18 protein-coding genes are annotated in these 19,174 nt (G+C 61.8%); 6 read left to right on the top strand and 12 right to left on the bottom strand.

Annotated features, from left to right (window positions below):
• The first annotated feature begins 140 nt into the window (after nt 1-140).
• The 3 genes from AB4O22_RS25195 (at nt 141) to AB4O22_RS25185 (ending at nt 3,868) form a co-directional block, all read left to right on the top strand.
• Nucleotides 141-2,069 carry a RecQ family ATP-dependent DNA helicase gene (locus AB4O22_RS25195; protein ID WP_460097399.1) on the top strand — a complete coding sequence of 643 codons (1,929 nt, stop codon included), beginning with the start codon at nt 141-143 and terminating at the stop codon, nt 2,067-2,069.
• Between the two features lie 107 nt (nt 2,070-2,176).
• A complete protein-coding gene (locus AB4O22_RS25190) occupies nt 2,177-3,403 on the top strand; it encodes a 3-hydroxyacyl-CoA dehydrogenase (protein ID WP_460097398.1) in 1,227 nt (408 codons plus the stop codon).
• 45 nt (nt 3,404-3,448) lie between these two features.
• Nucleotides 3,449-3,868 (top strand): acyl-CoA thioesterase, encoded by a 420-nt coding sequence (locus tag AB4O22_RS25185; protein WP_003196715.1) that lies wholly within the window; start codon nt 3,449-3,451, stop codon nt 3,866-3,868.
• 78 nt (nt 3,869-3,946) lie between these two features.
• Here AB4O22_RS25185 and AB4O22_RS25180 read toward each other — a convergent pair whose 3' ends face one another.
• The 4 genes from AB4O22_RS25180 to AB4O22_RS25165 form a co-directional block, all read right to left on the bottom strand.
• On the bottom strand, nt 3,947-4,423 hold the full coding sequence (locus tag AB4O22_RS25180; RefSeq protein ID WP_223471137.1) for a glycine zipper domain-containing protein: 477 nt from the start codon (nt 4,421-4,423) through the stop codon (nt 3,947-3,949).
• Between the two features lie 338 nt (nt 4,424-4,761).
• On the bottom strand, nt 4,762-7,110 hold the full coding sequence (locus AB4O22_RS25175; protein ID WP_460097395.1) for an FdhF/YdeP family oxidoreductase: 2,349 nt from the start codon (nt 7,108-7,110) through the stop codon (nt 4,762-4,764).
• A complete protein-coding gene (gene fdhD / locus AB4O22_RS25170; protein WP_223471133.1) occupies nt 7,107-7,946 on the bottom strand; it encodes a formate dehydrogenase accessory sulfurtransferase FdhD in 840 nt (279 codons plus the stop codon). The genes AB4O22_RS25175 and fdhD overlap by 4 nt, the downstream gene beginning before the upstream one ends.
• Nucleotides 7,947-8,039: 93 nt before the next feature.
• A complete protein-coding gene (locus AB4O22_RS25165; protein WP_003196722.1) occupies nt 8,040-8,927 on the bottom strand; it encodes a LysR family transcriptional regulator in 888 nt (295 codons plus the stop codon).
• Between the two features lie 133 nt (nt 8,928-9,060).
• On the opposite strand from AB4O22_RS25165, the gene lysM reads away from it, so the two are divergent.
• Nucleotides 9,061-9,501: a peptidoglycan-binding protein LysM gene (gene lysM / locus AB4O22_RS25160; RefSeq protein ID WP_223471129.1), complete on the top strand. Its 441-nt coding sequence runs from the start codon at nt 9,061-9,063 to the stop codon at nt 9,499-9,501.
• A 112-nt stretch (nt 9,502-9,613) separates the two neighbouring features.
• Here the strand turns inward: lysM and yrfG are convergent, their stop codons facing one another.
• Nucleotides 9,614-10,276, bottom strand: a complete 663-nt coding sequence (gene yrfG, locus AB4O22_RS25155; RefSeq protein ID WP_460097393.1) for a GMP/IMP nucleotidase — start codon at nt 10,274-10,276, stop codon at nt 9,614-9,616.
• A gap of 88 nt (nt 10,277-10,364) precedes the next feature.
• Here yrfG and nudE point away from each other — a divergent pair, with 88 nt between their 5' ends.
• Both nudE and cysQ read left to right on the top strand, forming a co-directional pair.
• The gene (gene nudE / locus AB4O22_RS25150) at nt 10,365-10,931 is read left to right on the top strand and encodes an ADP compounds hydrolase NudE (protein ID WP_100263828.1); all 567 of its coding nucleotides are present in this window, start codon (nt 10,365-10,367) and stop codon (nt 10,929-10,931) included.
• Nucleotides 10,928-11,755, top strand: coding sequence for a 3'(2'),5'-bisphosphate nucleotidase CysQ (gene cysQ / locus AB4O22_RS25145; RefSeq protein ID WP_100263829.1), 828 nt, complete (start codon nt 10,928-10,930; stop codon nt 11,753-11,755). Before nudE ends, cysQ begins: the two co-directional genes overlap by 4 nt.
• 149 nt (nt 11,756-11,904) lie before the next feature.
• On the opposite strand, the gene AB4O22_RS25140 is transcribed toward cysQ, so the two are convergent.
• The 7 genes from AB4O22_RS25140 to rfbB all read right to left on the bottom strand — a co-directional run bounded on the left by AB4O22_RS25140 (nt 11,905) and on the right by rfbB (nt 19,040).
• Nucleotides 11,905-12,360, bottom strand: coding sequence for a YiiD C-terminal domain-containing protein (locus AB4O22_RS25140; RefSeq protein ID WP_100263830.1), 456 nt, complete (start codon nt 12,358-12,360; stop codon nt 11,905-11,907).
• A 37-nt stretch (nt 12,361-12,397) separates the two neighbouring features.
• On the bottom strand, nt 12,398-13,789 hold the full coding sequence (locus AB4O22_RS25135; protein ID WP_460097391.1) for a sigma-54-dependent transcriptional regulator: 1,392 nt from the start codon (nt 13,787-13,789) through the stop codon (nt 12,398-12,400).
• Nucleotides 13,786-15,594: a sensor histidine kinase gene (locus AB4O22_RS25130; RefSeq protein ID WP_013692047.1), complete on the bottom strand. Its 1,809-nt coding sequence runs from the start codon at nt 15,592-15,594 to the stop codon at nt 13,786-13,788. The genes AB4O22_RS25135 and AB4O22_RS25130 overlap by 4 nt, the downstream gene beginning before the upstream one ends.
• A 71-nt stretch (nt 15,595-15,665) precedes the next feature.
• Complete coding sequence (rfbD, locus tag AB4O22_RS25125; protein ID WP_223471119.1) at nt 15,666-16,547, bottom strand: dTDP-4-dehydrorhamnose reductase; 882 nt, start codon at nt 16,545-16,547, stop codon at nt 15,666-15,668.
• Complete coding sequence (rfbC, locus tag AB4O22_RS25120; protein WP_460105885.1) at nt 16,544-17,089, bottom strand: dTDP-4-dehydrorhamnose 3,5-epimerase; 546 nt, start codon at nt 17,087-17,089, stop codon at nt 16,544-16,546. Before rfbC ends, rfbD begins: the two co-directional genes overlap by 4 nt.
• Nucleotides 17,086-17,961, bottom strand: coding sequence for a glucose-1-phosphate thymidylyltransferase RfbA (rfbA, locus tag AB4O22_RS25115; RefSeq protein WP_223471116.1), 876 nt, complete (start codon nt 17,959-17,961; stop codon nt 17,086-17,088). The genes rfbC and rfbA overlap by 4 nt, the downstream gene beginning before the upstream one ends.
• Nucleotides 17,958-19,040, bottom strand: a complete 1,083-nt coding sequence (rfbB, locus tag AB4O22_RS25110; RefSeq protein ID WP_223471115.1) for a dTDP-glucose 4,6-dehydratase — start codon at nt 19,038-19,040, stop codon at nt 17,958-17,960. Before rfbB ends, rfbA begins: the two co-directional genes overlap by 4 nt.
• Nucleotides 19,041-19,174: the final 134 nt, after the last annotated feature.

Raw genomic sequence — 19,174 nt, 5'->3', positions numbered from 1 at the left:
TGCGTTGACTCCCGAGTCGATCAGCGTCACGGCCATTCAGGCTGTATCATCCCGTATCGATTCGACCCCGACCTTTTCTCGACTCACCGCGTTGTCCCGCTAGGCTTTGGGCATCGCAGCAGTCAAAGGAGCGACCGCGCATGCACAGCACCCTGGAACAGGTTTTCGGTTATCCACAGTTTCGTCCCGGGCAGGAGGCGGTCATCGGCGCCGTGCTGGCCGGTCGGTCGGCAGCGGCCATTTTTCCCACCGGCTCGGGCAAGTCCTTGTGTTATCAATTGCCGGCCCTGCTATTGCCTCATCTGACCCTGGTGGTCTCGCCACTGCTGGCGCTGATGCAGGACCAGTTGGCGTTCCTCAAGCGCCACGGCATCGCGGCGGCGAGTATCGATTCGGCCCAGGGGCGTGACGAAGCCAACGATGCCATGGCGCGGGCCCGTTCGGGCGAGTTGAAGATCCTGATGATCTCCGTGGAGCGCCTGAAGAACGAGCGCTTTCGCAATTTCTTGCAGCAGGTGCCGATCTCATTGCTGGTGGTGGACGAGGCCCACTGTATTTCGGAATGGGGGCATAACTTTCGACCTGACTACCTCAAGCTTCCCGATTACCAGCGTGAGTTCAATATTCCTCAGGTCTTGCTGCTGACGGCCACCGCGACACCCAAGGTCATCGCCGACATGCAGGCGAAGTTCGCCATCGCCGCCGTGGATGTGGTGACAACCGGTTTCTACCGCTCGAACCTCAATCTGCTGGTCGAGCCCGTGCTGGGAGCCGACAAGCGCGCACGGCTGGTGCAGTGGCTGGGCGAACGTGCCGGGCAGCCGAGCATCGTCTACGTGACCTTGCAGCGAACCGCCGAGCAGATCGCCGAACACCTGGGCCGGCACGGGATCGAGGCCGAGGCCTATCACGCCGGTTTGCCCCATGAACAACGCGAAGATATCCAGCGGCGGTTCATGGGCGGGCAATCCAGTTGCATCGTCGCGACCATCGCTTTTGGCATGGGCATCGACAAGAGTGACATTCGCAACGTCGTGCATTTCGACCTGCCCAAGTCCATCGAGAACTACAGCCAGGAGATCGGCCGCGCCGGGCGGGACGGGCAGCCTTCCGATTGCCTGGTGCTGGCCAACCGCGACAGTCTCAACGTGCTGGAAAACTTTGTGTATGGCGATACGCCGGAGCTTGCAGGCATTCGTTGCGTGCTCGATGAGCTGCAGGCCGCCGCTCCCGATGGGCAATGGGAGTTCTTGCTGGGCCCCCTGGCGGACCAGAGCAACATCCGGCAGTTGCCACTCAAGACGTTGCTGGTCCAGTTGGAGCTACGTCGGCTGATCGCGCCGCGCTATGCCTATTTCGCGGAGTACCGCTTCAAGTTCCTGACTGAGCCACAAGAATTGCTGGCGCGCTTCGAAGGCGAGCGAAGGGACTTCGTCTCGGCCATCATCCAGACCTCCAGTCGCGCCCGGGCCTGGGCCACGGTGAATTTCGACGGGATGTACCAGCAATATCACGCTGAGCGTAATCGCGTGGTCAAGGCGCTGGATTATTTCCAGGAAAAAGGCTGGATCGAGCTGGAAAGCAAACAGATGACCGAGGTGTACAGCGTGCTGGAAGGGGGCCTGGATACGCAGGTCTTGAGCTCCGAGCTACACGCCTATTTCACCCGGCACGAGCAAGGTGAAATCGCGCGGATCCACGCCATGCTCGAGTTGTTCGCCACCGACCGTTGCCTGGGTTATCGCCTGGCGCAGTATTTCGGCGATGACAATGCGCCACGCGAGTGCGGCCATTGCTCGGTGTGCCATGGTCATGTCGCTCGCCTGCCGGAGCCGCCGGCGTTGCCGGCGCTTGTGGATAAAAACTTCGAGGCGCTGTGTAGCGACTTTATCCACAAACATGAGCAGCACAGCGGCAGCGTACCGTCTGCCGAGCGCCTCACCTGCTTCCTGTGCGGGATCGGCATGCCGCTGTTCACCCGATTGAAGGCGCGGAAAATCCGCGGATATGCCGCACTGGAGGCGTATCCATACGCTGAAGTTCGTCAGTGGGCCCAGGCGCACCTGTGAGCTGCATCCATCCGCTGAATGCCCTGCATCACACGAATAAATTTCAAAAATATTCGGTGGCTGACTAAGGTGAAGGCTGTCTTTGGATCGCCAACAAGAGAGCAAACATGAGCCAGACACCTTTTGATATTCAGCGTGCCGCGGTGGTCGGTGCAGGCACCATGGGCCGGGGCATCGTGATGTGCCTGGCCAATGCCGGCGTGGCGGTGCAATGGGTCGACAACAATCCACAGATGCTCGAGCAGGCACTGGTGGCCGTGGCCGAGACCTATGCCCATGGCGTGCGCCAGGGCCGTATCGATCAGGGTGAGGCAGACGCGCGTATCGCCCGTGTCACCCGGGCGGATGATTACGCTGCGATCCGCAATGTGGACCTGGTGATCGAAGCGGTTTACGAAAACCTCGAACTCAAACAGAAAATCTTTCGTGAGCTGGACGGCCTGCTCAAGCCCGAGGCCATCCTGGCGAGCAACACCTCGGCGCTGGACATCGATGCCATCGCCGCTGCCACCCGCCGGCCGGCCCAGGTCCTGGGCCTGCATTTCTTCAGCCCGGCGCACATCATGAAGCTGCTGGAGATCGTTCGCGGTGCACAAACCTCCAAAGCGGTGCTGGACGCGGCGCTGGTGCTGGGCAAGCGCATGGGCAAGGTCAGCGTTGTATCAGGCAATTGCCATGGATTCATTGGCAACCGAATGCTTCATCCTTATGTGCTGGAAGCGCGCAAGATGCTACTGGAGGGGGCATTCCCCTATCAGGTGGATGCGGCGTTGCAAGGCTTTGGCTTCGCCATGGGGCCGTTCCGTATGTACGACGTCGTTGGCATCGACCTGGAGTGGCGCGCCCGTGAGCTGGCGGGCAAGGGCCAGGATGCGCCCGAGGTGCAGGTGGACAACCGGTTGTGCGAGCTGGGACGGTTCGGCCAGAAAAGCGGCAATGGGTACTATCACTACGAGCCGGGCAGTCGACAGGCCGAGCATGATGTCGAGGTCGATGCGCTGGTGCTACGGGTCAGTGAAGCGCTGGGTTTCCAGCGGCGCGAGATTGGCCCGGAGGAAATTCTCGAGCGATGCTTGCTGGCGCTGGTCAACGAGGGAGCGAAGATCCTGCAGGAAGGCATTGCCGAGTCAGCCCATGACATCGACCTGGTCTACCTCAACGGCTACGGCTTTCCTGAGGACAAAGGCGGGCCGATGGCCTGGGCCGACGGGCAGGGGCTGGAAGATATCCACGCACGCCTGCTGGAGCTCGAAACGAAGCAGGGCGACCAGTGGAAGCCCGCGCGCCTGATCGGCGATCTGGCAGCGCAAGGCAAGGGCTTCGCGCAAGCCTGAGGCCGGGCCACGCCAAGATCATTGAACAACCGTAAAGGACACCTGATGCCCCAACGCAACGAATACCGACACTTGCAAACCATTACCACGCGCTGGCACGACAACGATGTGTACGGTCACGTCAATAACGTCACCTATTACAGTTTTTTCGATAGCGCAGTGAATACCTACCTGATCGAAGTCGGTGGCCTGGATATCCATGATGGAGAGGTGGTGGGGTTCGTAGTGAGTTCAGCCTGTGACTACTTTGCCTCGATCGCTTTTCCTGACCGGATTGAAATCGGCCTGCGGGTCGGGAAGTTGGGCAGCAGTTCGGTGCAGTACGAGCTGGCGGTGTTCAAGGTCGGCGAGGAGGAGGCCTGCGCGGCGGGACGTTTTGTTCACGTATTCGTGGACCGGGCATCGAATCGGCCGGTGGCGATTCCGGACCGGCTACGTGGGGCTTTGGAATTGTTGGTGGTCTGAAACAAAAAATCGCAGCCTCCTGTCAGCTCTGGGAGCTGCCGGAGGCTGCGATCTTCAACGGCGGTTATCAGTCAGCCGTTAGTCGCGGTAGTAGCGATGATGTTTGCGATGCCCGTAGGCATGGCCACGACCTGGGTGGCCATCACGGTAGTAGCGGCGATCACCGCGGCGACCGTCGTAGTGACGATCATCGTCATCGTCCTTGCCCATGTAGTTGCCCAGGGCGCCACCAGCGCCGCCGCCTGCTGCCGCACCGATCAGGCTGCCTGTGGTGCCGCCGACGCTACGACCGACCACGTTGCCGCCGGCTGCGCCCAACGCGCCGCCGATCGCCGCTTCGCCGCGGCTGTGTTTGTCTGCGCCGACTGCACTGCCGCCCGCGCCGCCCAGCGCCGCGCCGATAGTGGAGCCGGTGTTGCCGCCCAGGGACTGGCCGACGACCGAACCCAAAACCCCGCCCAATGCGCCGCCCACACCTGCTTCGGCAGTACCGCCGGCAGAAGCGATGCCACTGGCCAGGCTAAGGGACAACAAGAGAATGGAGGAGAACTTCATAGAGGAGCCTCAAAGGGATGACGGCGCGATCCTGAGGCTGGCTTCGTTTGGTTACAATAGAAATCCGACGAGTAACACGACTTGTGCACAATTCTCTAAGTTATTGTTTTTTGGTGGGAACTTAAGGCAAATCGGCCGGTCTTTAGCTACTTCGGACAGGCCGTTTTTTATGGAAAACGGCCTTTTTTGTGGGCGTTCGAAAAGTACGATCATGGGAGCAAAACTGTGAGGGAGCAAAGCTTGCTCGCGAAACAGGCGACTCTACTTCTGCAAGACCGCACCGCTTCCATCGCGGGCAAGCCTTGCTCCCACACAACCTAATCTACTCGCACGTTATATCAGGCCGACTTGGCCAGGATCAGTCCATTCTCGCTCGCCGCTTCCAGACGGATCGCGACGAATTTCGACGTTGGGGTGTGGCTGCCGTCGCCCGTGCTTTCCAGTGGCACCAGTGGGTTCACTTCAGGGTAGTAGGCCGCAGCCTGCCCGGCAGGAATGTCGAATGCCAGCAGGGTAAAGCCCTTGACCCGCCGTTCGCGGCCGTCATCCCAGAGCGAGACGATGTCGGCTTTCTGCCCCGGCTTGAAGCCCAGGCGAATGATGTCCGCTTCGTTGACGAACAACACGTCACGCTGGCCCTTCACACCGCGATAGCGGTCATCGAGGCCATAGATGGTGGTGTTGTACTGATCGTGGGAACGCATGGACTGCATGATCAGGTCGGGCAACTGGCCGGTGGCCCGGGTGCGTTCATGCACAAGGTCGGTCGGTAACCGGTTGGGCTTGAAGTTGGCGCGGCCCGACGGGGTGTTCCAGCGCCGCGAACCGGCGCTATTGCCCAGGTAGAACCCACCAGGGTTCTTCAGCTTTTCGTTGAAGTCCTTGAAGCCGGGTACGGTGTCGGCGATCAGGTCGCGGATGCGACTGTAGTCGGCCACCAGCCAGTTCCAGTCCACCGGACGGCTACCCAGCGTGGCGGCCGCGATGCCGGCGATGATCCACGGTTCGGAGCGCATCTGGTTCGACAGCGGCTGCAGCTGGCCCATGGAGGCATGCACCATGCTGAAGGAGTCTTCCACGGTCACCGCTTGCGCACCTTCGGTTTGCAGGTCGATGTCGGTGCGGCCCAGGCATGGCAGGATCAGCGCTTCCTTGCCGTGAGCCAGATGGCTGCGGTTGAGCTTGGTGCTGATCTGCACCGTCAGGTCGCAATTGGCCAAGGCCTGGAACGTTCGATGGCTGTCCGGCGTGGCTTGGGCGAAGTTGCCGCCCAGGGCGATGAACACCTTCGCCTGGCCGTCGGCCATGGCGTGGATCGCCTCGACCACGTTGTGGCCGTTTTCACGCGGTACCTTGAATTGGAAACGCCGCTCCAGCGAATCGAGGAACGCCACTGGCGGACGCTCGTTGATGCCCATGGTGCGGTCGCCCTGGACGTTGCTGTGGCCGCGTACCGGACACAGGCCTGCGCCTGGCCGGCCGATGTTGCCGCGCAGCATCATCACGTTGGCGATTTCCTGGATGGTCGCCACCGAATGACGGTGCTGGGTGATACCCATCGCCCAGCACATGATCACGTTCTCGCTCTTGGCGTACATGCGCGCCGCTTGCTCGATGTCGACCAGGGTCATGCCCGATTGCTCGACGATCTGTTCCCACGGCGTGTCGTCGACCGCCGCCAGGTAATCCAGCACGTTGGTGCTGTGCTCATTGAGGAACGCATGGTCGAACACTGCCGCAGCGCCGGTGTTCTGCGCTTCGCGCTCCCACTGCAGCAGGAACTTCGCCATGCCGCGCAAGATCGCCATGTCGCCACCCAGGGCCGGGCGGAAATAGGCGGTGTTGGTCGGCTTATTGCCGTTGGTGAGCATTTCGATCGGGTTCTGTGGATGCTGGAAACGCTCCAGGCCACGTTCCTTGAGCGGGTTGATGCAGACCACTTGGGCGCCGCGTTTCACCGCCTCGCGCAGTGGTTCGAGCATCCTCGGATGGTTGGTGCCGGGGTTCTGGCCCCAGACGAAAATCGCATCGGCGTGTTCGAAATCGTCGAAGGTCACTGTGCCCTTGCCCACGCCAACGCTCTGGGACAGCGCTACGCCGCTGGCCTCGTGGCACATGTTCGAGCAGTCGGGGAAGTTGTTGGTGCCATAGGCACGCACGAACAGCTGATACAAGTAGGCCGCTTCGTTGCTGGCTCGGCCCGAGGTGTAGAACTCGGCCTGGTTCGGGCTGGACAGCCCTTGCAGGTGCTTGCCGATCAGGTCGAACGCTGCTTCCCAACTGATGGGTTTGTAGCGGTCGGTTTCGGTGTCGTAGCGCATTGGCTCGGTCAGGCGACCCTGGTACTCGAGCCAGTAGTCGCTCTGCTCCAGCAGCGAGTTCACGCTGTGCTTGGCGAAAAATGCGCCATCGACGCGGCGCTTGGTGGCTTCCCAGTTCACGGCTTTGGCGCCGTTCTCGCAGAACTTGACCACGCCGCTTTCCGGCGAGTCACCCCAGGCACAGCCTGGGCAGTCAAAACCGCCATTCTGGTTGGTCTTGAGCATCATACGGATGTTTTTCAGTGCATTGTCGCTGGTCAACCAGGCCTGAGCGACGCTGATCAGCGCACCCCAGCCACCGGCCGGGCCCTTGTAGGGCTTGTAGCGCGGTACGGGTTTCTGGTCGGCTTGTTGATGATTGCTCACGCTTGTTTCTCCATCGCAGGGCTGTAGACCCGCGGCGCACTTTTTTGCGGCAGGTGGATGAGGTTGAGGTTGTGTTGGCGAGCCCACTGCACCGCAAGGCCGGTGGGCGATGACAGGCTGACCAGGGTCTGGATGCCGGCCCGCAGGACTTTCTGGATCAGTTCGAGGCTGCAACGGCTGGTGACGATCGCCACGCCGCCGGCCACCGGGATCTGCTGCCGGACCAACGCGCCGATCAGCTTGTCGAGGGCGTTGTGTCGGCCAATGTCTTCGCGACCCAGCAGCAATTCGCCTTGGGCGTTCATGAACAACGCGGCGTGGACTGCGCCGCAGTATTGGCCCAGGGGCTGAAACTGGCTGATACGGTCACGCAGGCCATCGAGCCATTGCGCCGGTGGTAGCGGTGCGCCGGGCAGCACCTTGAGGTTTGGCAATGCCTGTTCCACTGCTTCCACACCGCACAAGCCGCAGCCACTGGTGCCCGTCAATTGCCGGCGTTGCTGCTTGAGGTTCCAGAAGGCGCGGTTGGCGATGCTCACCTCGGCATGGTGCGCAGCACCCGTGCCGCTCAGTTGCAGGTCATAGATGTCCGATGCGTCTTCAATGATGCCGCTGCCGAGGCTGAAGCCGACGATGAAGTCTTCAAGGTCGGTGGGGGTGACCAGCATGACCGCCTGGCTGATGCCGTTATAGGCAATCGCCAGCGCCACTTCCTCGGCCAGCGCGGTGCTGTCCGATTGGGAGTGGTCCAGATTGCAGTAGCGATAGCTCTGGCTGGCGGCCGGCGCGGATGTTTCCATCGCTGGCGCTGGACTGACCGGAGGCTTGTCGTTCATAGGCATCACTGAAAGTAGGAATAGTGTTAAGACTAAATGCGGCAATCTGCCACGTCTAATCGCTATTACTGATCTCTCAATAGATGACGTCGATCAAGATGTTGTCGATGATTTCTGGTAGAGGGCAAAACAGGCCTCTGCCAAGGCCGAGCGTGGGGCGCCGCGCCGCATGATCAGGCCCAGCGGGACCAACGTTTGCGCGCTTTCGATGGGCTGGATGCGCAAATCTTCGGTCAGCACATTCAGGCCGCTGTCCAAGGGCATCACCGCGCAACACAGTCCACCGTGCACAGCTTGTAACAATTGATGCACCGCGTCGGTTTGCAACAGCGGTTGAGGCGTGAGGCCCCGGCTGTGGAAATTGTGGTCGATGGATTGGCGAAAGTGCATGCCGCTGGTGAGCATGCCCAGGGGCAGCTCTATCAGCGCTTCCCAGCTCAGCGGTTGTTCGCCAAAGAAGAAAAAGCGCTGGTCGTAGAGCAAACCCATGCGGGTGTGGCTGAAGGGCAGGGCTTCGAAGCGTTCGTTGTCCAGGCGTTCCAGGTAGGAAATACCCAGGTCGATACGGTTGTTCGCCAACTGTTCGAGGATGCGTTCGGAGCTCAGGGACGACAATTCGAAACGCAGGCTGGGGTGCTCGGCGTGCAAGCGCTGCATCATCGCCAGCGGGTCGAAGTCCGACAACGGCACCACGCCCAGGCGCAGCGTACCCACCAGGTTGCCACGACAGGCCGCCGCTTCGGCCTGCAGCCCGTCATAGGCCGCCAGCACCGTGCGCGCCCAGGCCAGCACTCGTTCCCCCGGCGCGGTGAAACCTTCAAAACGCTGGCCGCGGTTGACCAGCGGCAGGTCGAGTTCTTCTTCAAGGCTGCGCAGGCGCATCGACAGGGTCGGCTGGGTGATGTGGCAGCGTGCGGCGGCTTGGCCGAAGTGGCGGGTTTCGTCGAGCGCGATGAGAAATTTCAGCTGCTTGATGTCCATCTTCGCTCCAGGGCGCAGGAAGGTTCGGATTCTAGCGCTTGCGCGTGGCGGGGTCATTGGTCGGTTGGGAACCGGGTTCGTCTCGCCTGGTCTAGTCTTTGCGTCTGGACACTTAAATCAAGGAGCGTGTGCCATGAGTATTTTTAGCTTTGTGAAGGAAGCAGGTGAAAAACTGATCGACCTGCTGACCCCCGGCAATGCCAATGCCAGCGAACAACTGAAAGCGCATATTGAAAAGGTCGGCCTGGGTAATCCGAATGTCCAGGCGACCATCGACGGCGACAAAGTCATCGTTACCGGTGAGGTAGCGAGTCAGGAAGAGAAGGAAAAGATCCTGTTGGCGGTGGGCAATATCGCCGGTGTCGGCAGTGTCGACGACCAGATTACGGTGACTGGCCCGGTGGCACAGGCGGCGCGTTTCGTGACCGTGAAGAAGGGCGACACACTCAGCGCCATCTCCAAGGCCGAATACGGCGACGCGAACAAGTACAACAAGATCTTCGAGGCCAACAAGCCAATGTTGGCGCACCCGGACAAGATTTATCCGGGGCAGGTGTTGCGTATCCCCGAGTAACCTTCAGGACTGTGGTGCCTTCATCGCGAGCAAGCTCGCTCCCACACTGGATCTGTGGCGAACAGGGATCCAACTGTGGGAGCGAGCCTGCTCGCGATGAATACGGCGCGGTTCAAAGCCCGGCAATCAAGTCCCGATAATCCCTCAACGCATCAAACTCCCCCGTGTCCTTCGGCCCTTTGCGGCTATCCGGCTCGCTCACGGCCAGCAAGTGCGCCACGCCGAAATCCCGGGCGCTGCGTAGCACCAGCAGGGTGTCGTCGATGAACAGGCTACGGGCCGGGTTGAAATTCAAGTCGGCTTGCAGCGCGTCCCAGAATTGCGGGTTTTCCTTGGGAAAGCCGTAGTCGTGGGAGCTGATCAAGCGGTCGAAGTAAGGGGCCAGTTCGATGCGTTCCAGCTTCAGGGACAATGAATCGCGATGGGCGTTGGTGATCATCACCACGCGCTTGCCAGCCCGCTGGATCGCCGCCAGGAAGGTATCGGCGTCCGGGCGCAAGGCGATCAGGTGCGCGGTTTCCAACTTCAGTTCGCGCACCGGCAGTTTCAGCTCGGCGCTCCAGAAATCCAGGCAATACCATTGCAACTGGCCGGCGTTGCGCTCGAACAGCGGCTGCAGCTCCATCTCGGCCATCGCCCGGCTCACGCCATGCAGTTCGGCGTAGCGCTGGGGCAGATGTTCGAGCCAGAAATGGTTGTCGTAATGCAGGTCCAGCAGGGTGCCGTCCATGTCCAGCAGAACCGTATCGATCTCATGCCAGGGCAGCAAAGCCATAAAACTTCTCCAGCGATAATCGGATATCCGACACAAACAATCAGAATAGGCCGGGTATAGTAGCCCGCTATCGCCCAGGGAGCCGTTTATGCGCCAGAAACCCACCATACTCGATCGCCAGATCGTCGCTACCAGCCGCCTGTTTTGCGTGGAAGAACTGAAATTGCGGTTTTCCAACGGTGTGGAGCGCACCTATGAACGTCTGGCGAGCAAGGGCGCAGGTTATGGCGCGGTGATGATCGTAGCGATGCTCGATACCGACCACGCGGTGTTGGTGGAAGAGTATTGCGGCGGCACCGACGCCTATGAACTGTCCCTGCCCAAGGGCTTGATCGAGCCCGGTGAAGATGTGCTGGCTGCGGCGGAACGGGAGCTCAAGGAAGAGGCCGGTTTCGGTGCGCGCCAGTTGGAACACCTGACCGAACTGTCGCTGTCCCCCGGCTACATGAGCCAGAAGATCCAGGTGGTGCTGGCGACCGATCTGTATGAAGAACGGCTGGAGGGTGACGAGCCCGAGCCGATGCGTGTGGACAAGGTCAACCTGCGTGAGCTGTCGGCCCTGGCACAGAACCCGCAGTTCACGGAGGGCCGGGCCTTGGCGGCGCTCTACCTGGCCCGTGACCTGCTGACCCAGCGTGGAGCGTTCCTGTCATGACTTTCCCTCATTCGTTGATGGCTCCTGTGGTCGAACTGGCGCTCCAGGCCGGTGAGGCGATCCTGCCGTTCTGGCGCGCCAATGTGCAAGTCAACCACAAGGCCGACGAGTCGCCGGTGACCGCCGCGGACATGGCCGCTCATGATGTGATCGTAGCCGGGCTGATGGCGCTGGCCCCGGATATTCCGATCCTCTCCGAAGAAGACGCCGATATTGCCCAAAGCGTGCGCGCCGGCTGGCATCGCTGGTGGCTGGTAGACCCGCTGGATGGCACCAAGGAATTCATTTCCGGCAGCGAGGAGTTCACCGTCAACATCGCGTTGGTGGAGCAGGGCCGTGTGGTGTTCGGCGTGGTGTCGATGCCCACCAATGGGCGCTTTTACGTCGGCGGCGCAGGGCTGGGTGCCTGGCGTGGCGACAAGGGAGGGCAGCCCTTGCCGATCGCGGTTCGTGGCACACTGGCGCCAGGTGAAGCCTTCACGGTGGTTGCCAGTCGCCGGCACACCAGCCCGGAGCAGGAACGCCTGCTGGACGGCTTGAGCGGAAGCCTGGGTGAGCTGCAACTGACCAGTATTGGCAGTTCGTTGAAGTTTTGCCTGGTGGCCGAAGGCGCGGCAGATTGCTATCCACGGCTGGCGCCGACCTCCCAATGGGACACCGCCGCCGCCCAGGGTGTATTGGAAGGTGCGGGTGGCGAGGTGTTGGACTTGAGCGGCGAACCGTTCTGTTATCCACCGCGTGAGTCGCTGTTGAATACGTCGTTCCTGGCGTTGCCGGCGAAAGCGGCGTGGCGTGCAAAGTTGTTGGAACTTGCCCGTTCTTAAGCTGGCGCGATCCTTTGTGGCGAGGGGGTTGTGGGAGCAAAGCTTGCTCGCGATACAGGCGCCTCGATCTCTGCAAGACCGCAGCGCATCCATCGCGGGCAAGCCTTGCTCCCACACAGATATACCTCGCCACAGGGGGCGGCGGTGTTTTAGCGGTGCAACACGTACTGCCCCTCAAACTGCACCGCCACGTCCTCGCTGCCGGTATTCATCACCCGCGTCTGCAACGCCAGCCGCGCCCGTCCGTAACGCCGGTAGGTAACCAGGAAGCGCTTCCAGACCTTTTCCTCGGGCGCTTCGCAGACGACGGTCGCATCGCGGGTCACTGGCAGCGGATAACTGATCTGCCCTTCCTGAATCACGATATGCCCGTCTTCGATGCCTTCCTCGCGCAGGGCCAGGTGCAGCCAGCCCCAGCCGCCGAGCACCGCGCCACAATACAGGCTGCCACCGAACATGGTGCTCTTGTGGTTGACGTTGGCCGCAAGCGGCAAGAACAGGCGCAGTTGCCGGGTCTGCCAATCGAGCACCTTGAGGCCCATGTCCCGGGTCAAGGGGATGTCGTGGTGCAGGATCGATTCCAGGTAACGACTGTCGCGGTTCATTGCGGGGCCTTTTGCTTGAAAGGGACATGACGATAACTCAATCGGACTCATCGGCCGAACCATGGCTGCTGTCGCCGAAGTGCAGCCCATGTTTGCGTAACTTGTCGTGCAAGGTCTTGCGTGGAATGCCCAAGGCTTCGGCCAGGCTGCGCACCGAGCTGTGGGGGCGGGCCAGTTCGGCGGCGATCAGGGTTTTCTCGAAGTTTTCCACCTGTTCGCTCAAGCCGCCACTGACCACTTCCACCGGTGCGCCGGGGCTGCCGTCGGGCGCGCTGTTGTCCAGGGCCAGTTCCAGGCCCAGGGCAAAACGTTCGGCGGCGTTCTGCAGTTCCCGCACATTGCCCGGCCAACTGTGGCGCAGCAGCAGCGCCCGTTGTGCCGGTTGCAATTCATGGGGCGGCAGCCCGTGGCGAGCGCTGGCTTCGTCGGCAAAATGCTGGAACAGCATCAGCGCATCCTCCCCCCGCTCACGCAATGGCGGTATGCGCAGCGGCGCGACGTTCAGGCGGTAATACAGGTCGGCGCGAAAACGCCCCTGGTCGGCGGCCTGGCGCAAGTCTTCCTTGGTCGCGGCTATGATGCGGATATCCAGCGGGATCTGTTGATTGCCCCCCAGCCGCTCCACCACGCGCTCCTGCAGCAGGCGCAGCAGCTTGACCTGGACATCCAGGCTCATGCTTTCAATTTCATCCAGGAACAGCGTACCGCCGTTGGCGAATTCGAATTTGCCGATGCGGCGCTTCTGCGCGCCGGTAAAAGCGCCGGGTTCATGGCCGAACAGTTCGCTTTCCACCACCGACTCGGCCAAGGCCCCGGCGTTGATCGCCACGAAGGGGCCGTTGCGCCGGCCTGAAAGGTCGTGCAATGCACGGGCGACCACTTCCTTGCCGGCACCGGTTTCACCGAGGATCAGCACGTCGGCGCGGGTGGCGGCCAGTGCACCGATCTGCTCGCGCAGGCGCAACATGGGTGTCGATTGGCCGACCAGGCGGGCGCTGAGTTCATGGCGATCGCTCAGGGCCAGGCGCAGGCTGCGGTTGTCCAGGACTAGCCGGCGCAGGGCCAGGGCCCGGCGTACGCTGTCGAGCAGGTGATCGCTGGCGAAAGGTTTTTCCAGGAAGTCATAGGCTCCGGCGCGCATCGCCTGCACCGCCAGTGGCACGTCGCCGTGGCCGGTGATCAGCAGTACCGGCAGCTCCGGGTCCTGGGCGTGGAGTTCGCCCAGCAGTTCGAGGCCATCCATGCCCGGCATGCGAATATCGCTGACTACCACGCCCGGCCAGTCACGGGGCAGTTGCACGGCCACACCCTTGGCTTCGGCCAGGGGCAGGATTTTCAGGCCGGCCAGGTCGAGGGTCTGGCTCAGGGCCTGACGCAAATGGGGATCGTCGTCGATCAGCACCACCTCAATCCGGTTGTCGATGGTCATACACTTCGGTCCTCGGACGGTTGCAGGCTCACCCCGGGGGCGCCGGCTCGCAGTTTCAGGGTAATCAGGGCGCCGCCTTCCTTGTGGTTGGCGAACGACAGTTCGCCGCCAAAGGCGCGCATCAGGGTGTCGCAGATCGCCAGCCCCAGGCCAAGGCCCTGGGTGCGGGTCTTGGTGGTGTAGAAGGGTTCGCCGGCACGGCCCAGGGCTTCCATGCAAAACCCCGGGCCGTTATCGCGGATGTACAGGTTGACGCCGGTTTCGGTGGCCTGGGCACTGAGCCAGAGTTTGCGTGGCGGGCCTTTCTCGGTGAGCGCATCGAGGGCGTTGGCCAGCAGGTTGCCGAGCACCTGGCGCAAGCGGGTTTCGCCGGCCTCGACCCACAGCGTGGCGGCCGGCAAGTCGCGGATCAGTTCCACTTCCATGCTGCGTCGGCGTTTGGCGAGCAGCGCCAGGGCGTCGTCCAGCGCCGGTTGCAGGGCGACGCTTTCCGGCGCATGTCGGTCGCGGCGGGCGAAGGCGCGCAGGTGGGCGATGATCGAGGCCATGCGCCCGGTCAATTCGCTGATCAGCTTGAGATTGCCCCGGGCGTCTTCGGTGCGTTGGTGGTCGAGCAAAATCTCGGCGTTTTCCGCGTAGCTGCGAATCGCTGCCAGCGGTTGGTTGAGTTCGTGGCTGATGCTCGCCGACATGGTGCCCAGGGCCGACAGCTTGCCGGCCTGCACCAGGTCATCCTGGGCGCGGACCAACTCCTGCTGAGCCTGTTCGCGCTCCAGCACTTCCTGCTTCAGCCGTCGGTTCAGTCCTTCCAGGTCGCTGGTGCGCTCGGCCACCCGGCCTTCCAATTCGTGACGGGCCTTGGCTTCGAAGGCGATTCGATCCAGGTAATGACGCCGGCGTTGCATCATCAACCCGAGCAACAACATCAAGACCAGCAATGCCGCGCCACCGATGGCGACCACGGTGCGCACCGGACGATCAATCAGCGTGCGCGGGGCGAGAATGCTCACGCTCCAGCCGGTTTCCTCGATGGACTGGGTCTGGGGCAGCCAGGCGTTGGCGTCCAGGTTCAGCGGCTTGGGATCGCGGGTCGGATACGGTTGTACCGCGCTGATGGCCTCGCGCTCGGCGTCACTCAAGGGCCGGGTCGCGCGAAATCGCCACTCTTGTCGCGACGTGAGGATGACCACGCCGTTGTGGTCGGTCACCAGCAATTGTTCGGGAGTCTTGCCCCACAGGCTTTCGGTGTGGTCGAGGTCGACCTTGACCACCAGCACGCCGATGACTTTTTCGCGGTCGCGCACGGCGGCGGCAAAGAAATAACCACGTTTGGCCGATGTCGTGCCCAGGCCGAAGAAGCGGCCCAGGCGTCCGGCCATGGCTTCGATGAAGTACGGCCGGAAGGCGAAATTGCGTCCGACGAAACTGTCGTGTTTGTCCCAGTTCGACGCGGCCAGGGTCTTGCCGGAAGGGTCCATCAGGTACATGACTTCGGCGCCGGTCTGGGCGCTGATATTTTTCAGCAGCCGGTTGGCGTTGCCTTGAGTCACGCCATCGTCCGGCGCCGACAACGCGGAACGCAAGGCCGGCAGGTCGCCGAGAATCTGTGGCAGCACCTCATAACGGTGCAGCGTGCCCAGCAGGTTGGCGACGTAGAGGTCCAGGGTCTGGCGGTTCTGCCCGGCCAGCTCACTGCGGTAATAACGTTCGGCCAGGTGCTCCAACGGCCACAGCAACGGCGCCAGGCACAGCGCGAGCAAGGCCAGGCTGCGCCAACGGGGTCTGCGGGGAAGGGTGGAATTCATGAGCCTCGGACGCCTGTGGTGACAGGCGTATTATGCCTAGTTGCCTTGCAAATACTATTTGTAAGGCAGTACTAGGCTTGTCCGGCAAGGCACTGCTGCAACGCGCTTCGCCAGTCCGGTTGGCTCACCCCCCACTCCTTGAACAGGCGCGTGCAATCCAGGCGCGAGTTAAGTGGCCGCGGGGCTGGAGTCGGATAGGCGCTGGATTCAATGGGCTCCAGCAGCGCACACGGTTTGTGCCGATCGAGCAGGTTTTCGCCGATGGCCTGGGCGAAACCGAACCAGGACGTCTCGCCCCGGGCTGTCAGATGATAGGTGCCCCAGGGGCCGGGTTGGCCGGCCTGCCAGCGCTCGATCAGTTGCGCGGTGCTGTCGGCAATGGTGCCGGCCCAGGTCGGTGCGCCGACCTGGTCGGCGACCACCCGCAGTTGCGGTTTTTCCTGCAACAGGCGCTGCATGGTCAACAGGAAGTTGCGGCCCTCGGTGGAGTACACCCAGCTGGTGCGCAGAATCAGGTGCTGGCCGCCAGCCTGGCGGATGGCATTCTCGCCGGCCAGTTTGCTGCGTCCGTAGACACTCAGCGGGTTGGGCGTGTCGTCTTCGGTGTAGGGGGCCGGCTTGAGGCCATCGAAGACGTAGTCGGTGGAGTAATGAATCAGCGGGACGCCCAGCGCAACCGCTGCCTGGGCCAGGATGCCCGGTGCCGTAGCATTGATGGCGAACGCCCGCTCCGGTTCACTTTCGGCCTGGTCGACGGCCGTGTGGGCGGCGGCATTGATGATCAGGCCGGGCTTGAGGGCTTCGATGGGCGCGCGCAGGGAATCCGGTTGTACCAGGTCGAGCTGGTCGCTGCCGCGTACGGTCAACTCGCCCAGGCCGCTCAGGCGCGATTGGAGCGCCCGGGAAACCTGGCCATTCTGGCCGATGATCAGGATACGCAAGGGGGCACTCATGGAAACAGGTCGGCCTCGTGCAGGGCTTTGCCATTTAGGTCCTTGGCCGAGAGGATCGGCGCGCCTTCGAACTCCCAATCGATGGCCAACCGCGGGTCGTCCCAGCGAATGCAGCGCTCGGCCGAGGGTGCGTAGTAATCAGTGGTCTTGTAGAGGAAGTCCGCTGATTCGCTCAGTACGACGAAACCGTGGGCAAACCCTGGCGGGACCCACACCTGCCCGTGGTTCTGCGCCGACAGGCGTACGCTGGCCCATTGGCCGAAGGTCGGCGAGCTGCGGCGGATGTCCACCGCGACATCCAACACTTCCCCCGCCGTGACGCGCACGAGTTTTCCCTGGGCCTGTTCGATCTGATAGTGCAGGCCCCGCAGCACGCCCCTGGTGGAGCGTGAATGGTTGTCCTGAACGAACTGCAGAGTGCAGCCAGTCGCTTCGGTAAACGCCCGGGCATTGAAGCTTTCGTAGAAAAACCCTCGGTCGTCGCCAAAGACTTTCGGTTCGATGACCAGGACGTCTGGCAAGCGAGTGGCGATGACATTCATCGTGTTTCTCCGGCGATCTTGAACAAGTACTGGCCGTAGCCGGTCTTGCCAAAATACTGGGCGCGTTCAAGGACGTGCTCGCGGCTGACCCAACCTTGCTGGTAGGCAATTTCTTCCAGGCACGCCACTTTCAGGCCTTGGCGATGTTCGATGGTCTGCACGTATTGCGAGGCTTCCAGCAGGCTGTCGTGGGTGCCGGTGTCCAGCCAGGCGAAACCACGGCCGAAGCGCTCGACGTGCAGATCGCCGCGTTGCAGGTAGGCATTGTTGACGTCGGTGATTTCCAGCTCGCCGCGCTTGGACGGCTTGATGGCCTTGGCGATCTCGATCACGTCGTTATCGTAGAAATACAGGCCGGTCACCGCGTAGCTGGATTTGGGCTCGGTGGGTTTTTCTTCGATGGACATCGCCCGTCCTTCGGTATCGAAGTCGATCACGCCAAAACGCTCAGGGTCCTTGACCCAGTAGCCGAACACTGTCGCGCCACCCTGCCGGTTGACGGCGGTCTGTAATTGCTCGCCAAAATGCTGGCCGTGGAAAATGTTGTCGCCCAGGATCAGGCACACCGAGTCGCTGCCAATGAACTGTTCGCCAATCAGGAACGCCTGGGCCAGGCCATCGGGCGTCGGCTGCTCGGCATAGCTGAAATGCACGCCAAACTGATGACCGTCGCCCAAGAGGGCGCGGTATTGCGGCAGATCCTGTGGGGTGGAAATCACCAATATGTCCTTGATCCCGGCGAGCATCAGCACCGAGATCGGGTAATAGATCATCGGCTTGTCATAAACCGGCAAGAGTTGCTTGGAAACCCCAAGGGTGATCGGGTGCAAGCGTGTGCCGGAACCGCCGGCCAGAACAATGCCTTTCATCATGCCATTGCATCCTTGTTGTCGAGCGAGCCCAGGCGCTCGCCTTGATAGCTGCCGTCCTGGACACGTTGACACCACAGCAGGTTTTCGAGGTACCACTGCACGGTCTTGCGCAGCCCGGTCTCGAAGGTTTCCCGTGGTGTCCAGCCCAGTTCCCGTTCGATCTTGCTGGCGTCGATGGCGTAGCGCAGGTCGTGGCCGGGGCGATCCTGGACGAAGCTGATCAGGTCGGCGTAGTGCTCGACCCCTTCGGGTTTGCGTGGCGCCAGTTCTTCGAGCAACGTGCAGATACTGCGCACCACGTCGATGTTTTTCTGCTCGTTGTGGCCACCAATGTTGTAAGTCTCGCCGACCGCGCCTTCTGTAACGACCTTGAGCAGTGCACGGGCATGGTCTTCGACGAACAGCCAGTCGCGCACTTGCTGGCCGTTGCCGTAGACCGGCAACGGCTTTCCGGCCAGTGCGTTGAGAATCACCAGTGGAATGAGCTTCTCGGGGAAGTGAAACGGCCCGTAGTTGTTCGAGCAGTTAGTCAACAGCACGGGCAAGCCATAGGTGCGTTGCCAGGCGCGGACCAGGTGGTCGGACGCCGCCTTGCTCGCCGAATACGGTGAGCTTGGGGCGTAGGCGGTGGTTTCGGTGAACAGGTCATCCACGCCGTGCAGGTCGCCATACACTTCGTCGGTGGAAATGTGGTGGAAGCGAAACGCGCGCTTCTGCGGCTCGGGCAGGACCTGCCAATAGGCTCGAGTGGCTTCCAGCAGGCTGTAGGTGCCCACGATATTGGTCTGGATGAAGTCCGCCGGGCCATCGATGGAGCGGTCTACATGGGACTCGGCCGCCAGATGCATGATGGCGTCGGGCTTGAATCGCGCCAGCACTGCACTGACGGTTGATTGATCGACGATATCGGCCTGGACGAATTCGTAGCGGCTGTCGTGATCGATGCTGCTCAGCGATTCGAGATTGCCGGCATAGGTCAGCTTATCGAGGTTCAGGACCTGGTGCCCGGTATCAAGAATCAAGTGCCGTATGAGAGCCGAGCCGATGAAGCCAGCACCGCCAGTGATGAGAATACGCATCCAGTAAGCCTTTTGGACCAGAGAGTAGAGCGATAAGAGCATAGCTTGTAGGCATGGCGGGGGCGGCGCAAGAGGGATATTGCTGCGTCGACAGGCGACCAGCGCAAGAATGAACCTGCGCATTGGGATAGATC

It is taken from the genome of Pseudomonas sp. S3_B11, from assembly GCF_054667715.1.
This window is presented reverse-complemented; position numbering and strand designations above follow the sequence as displayed.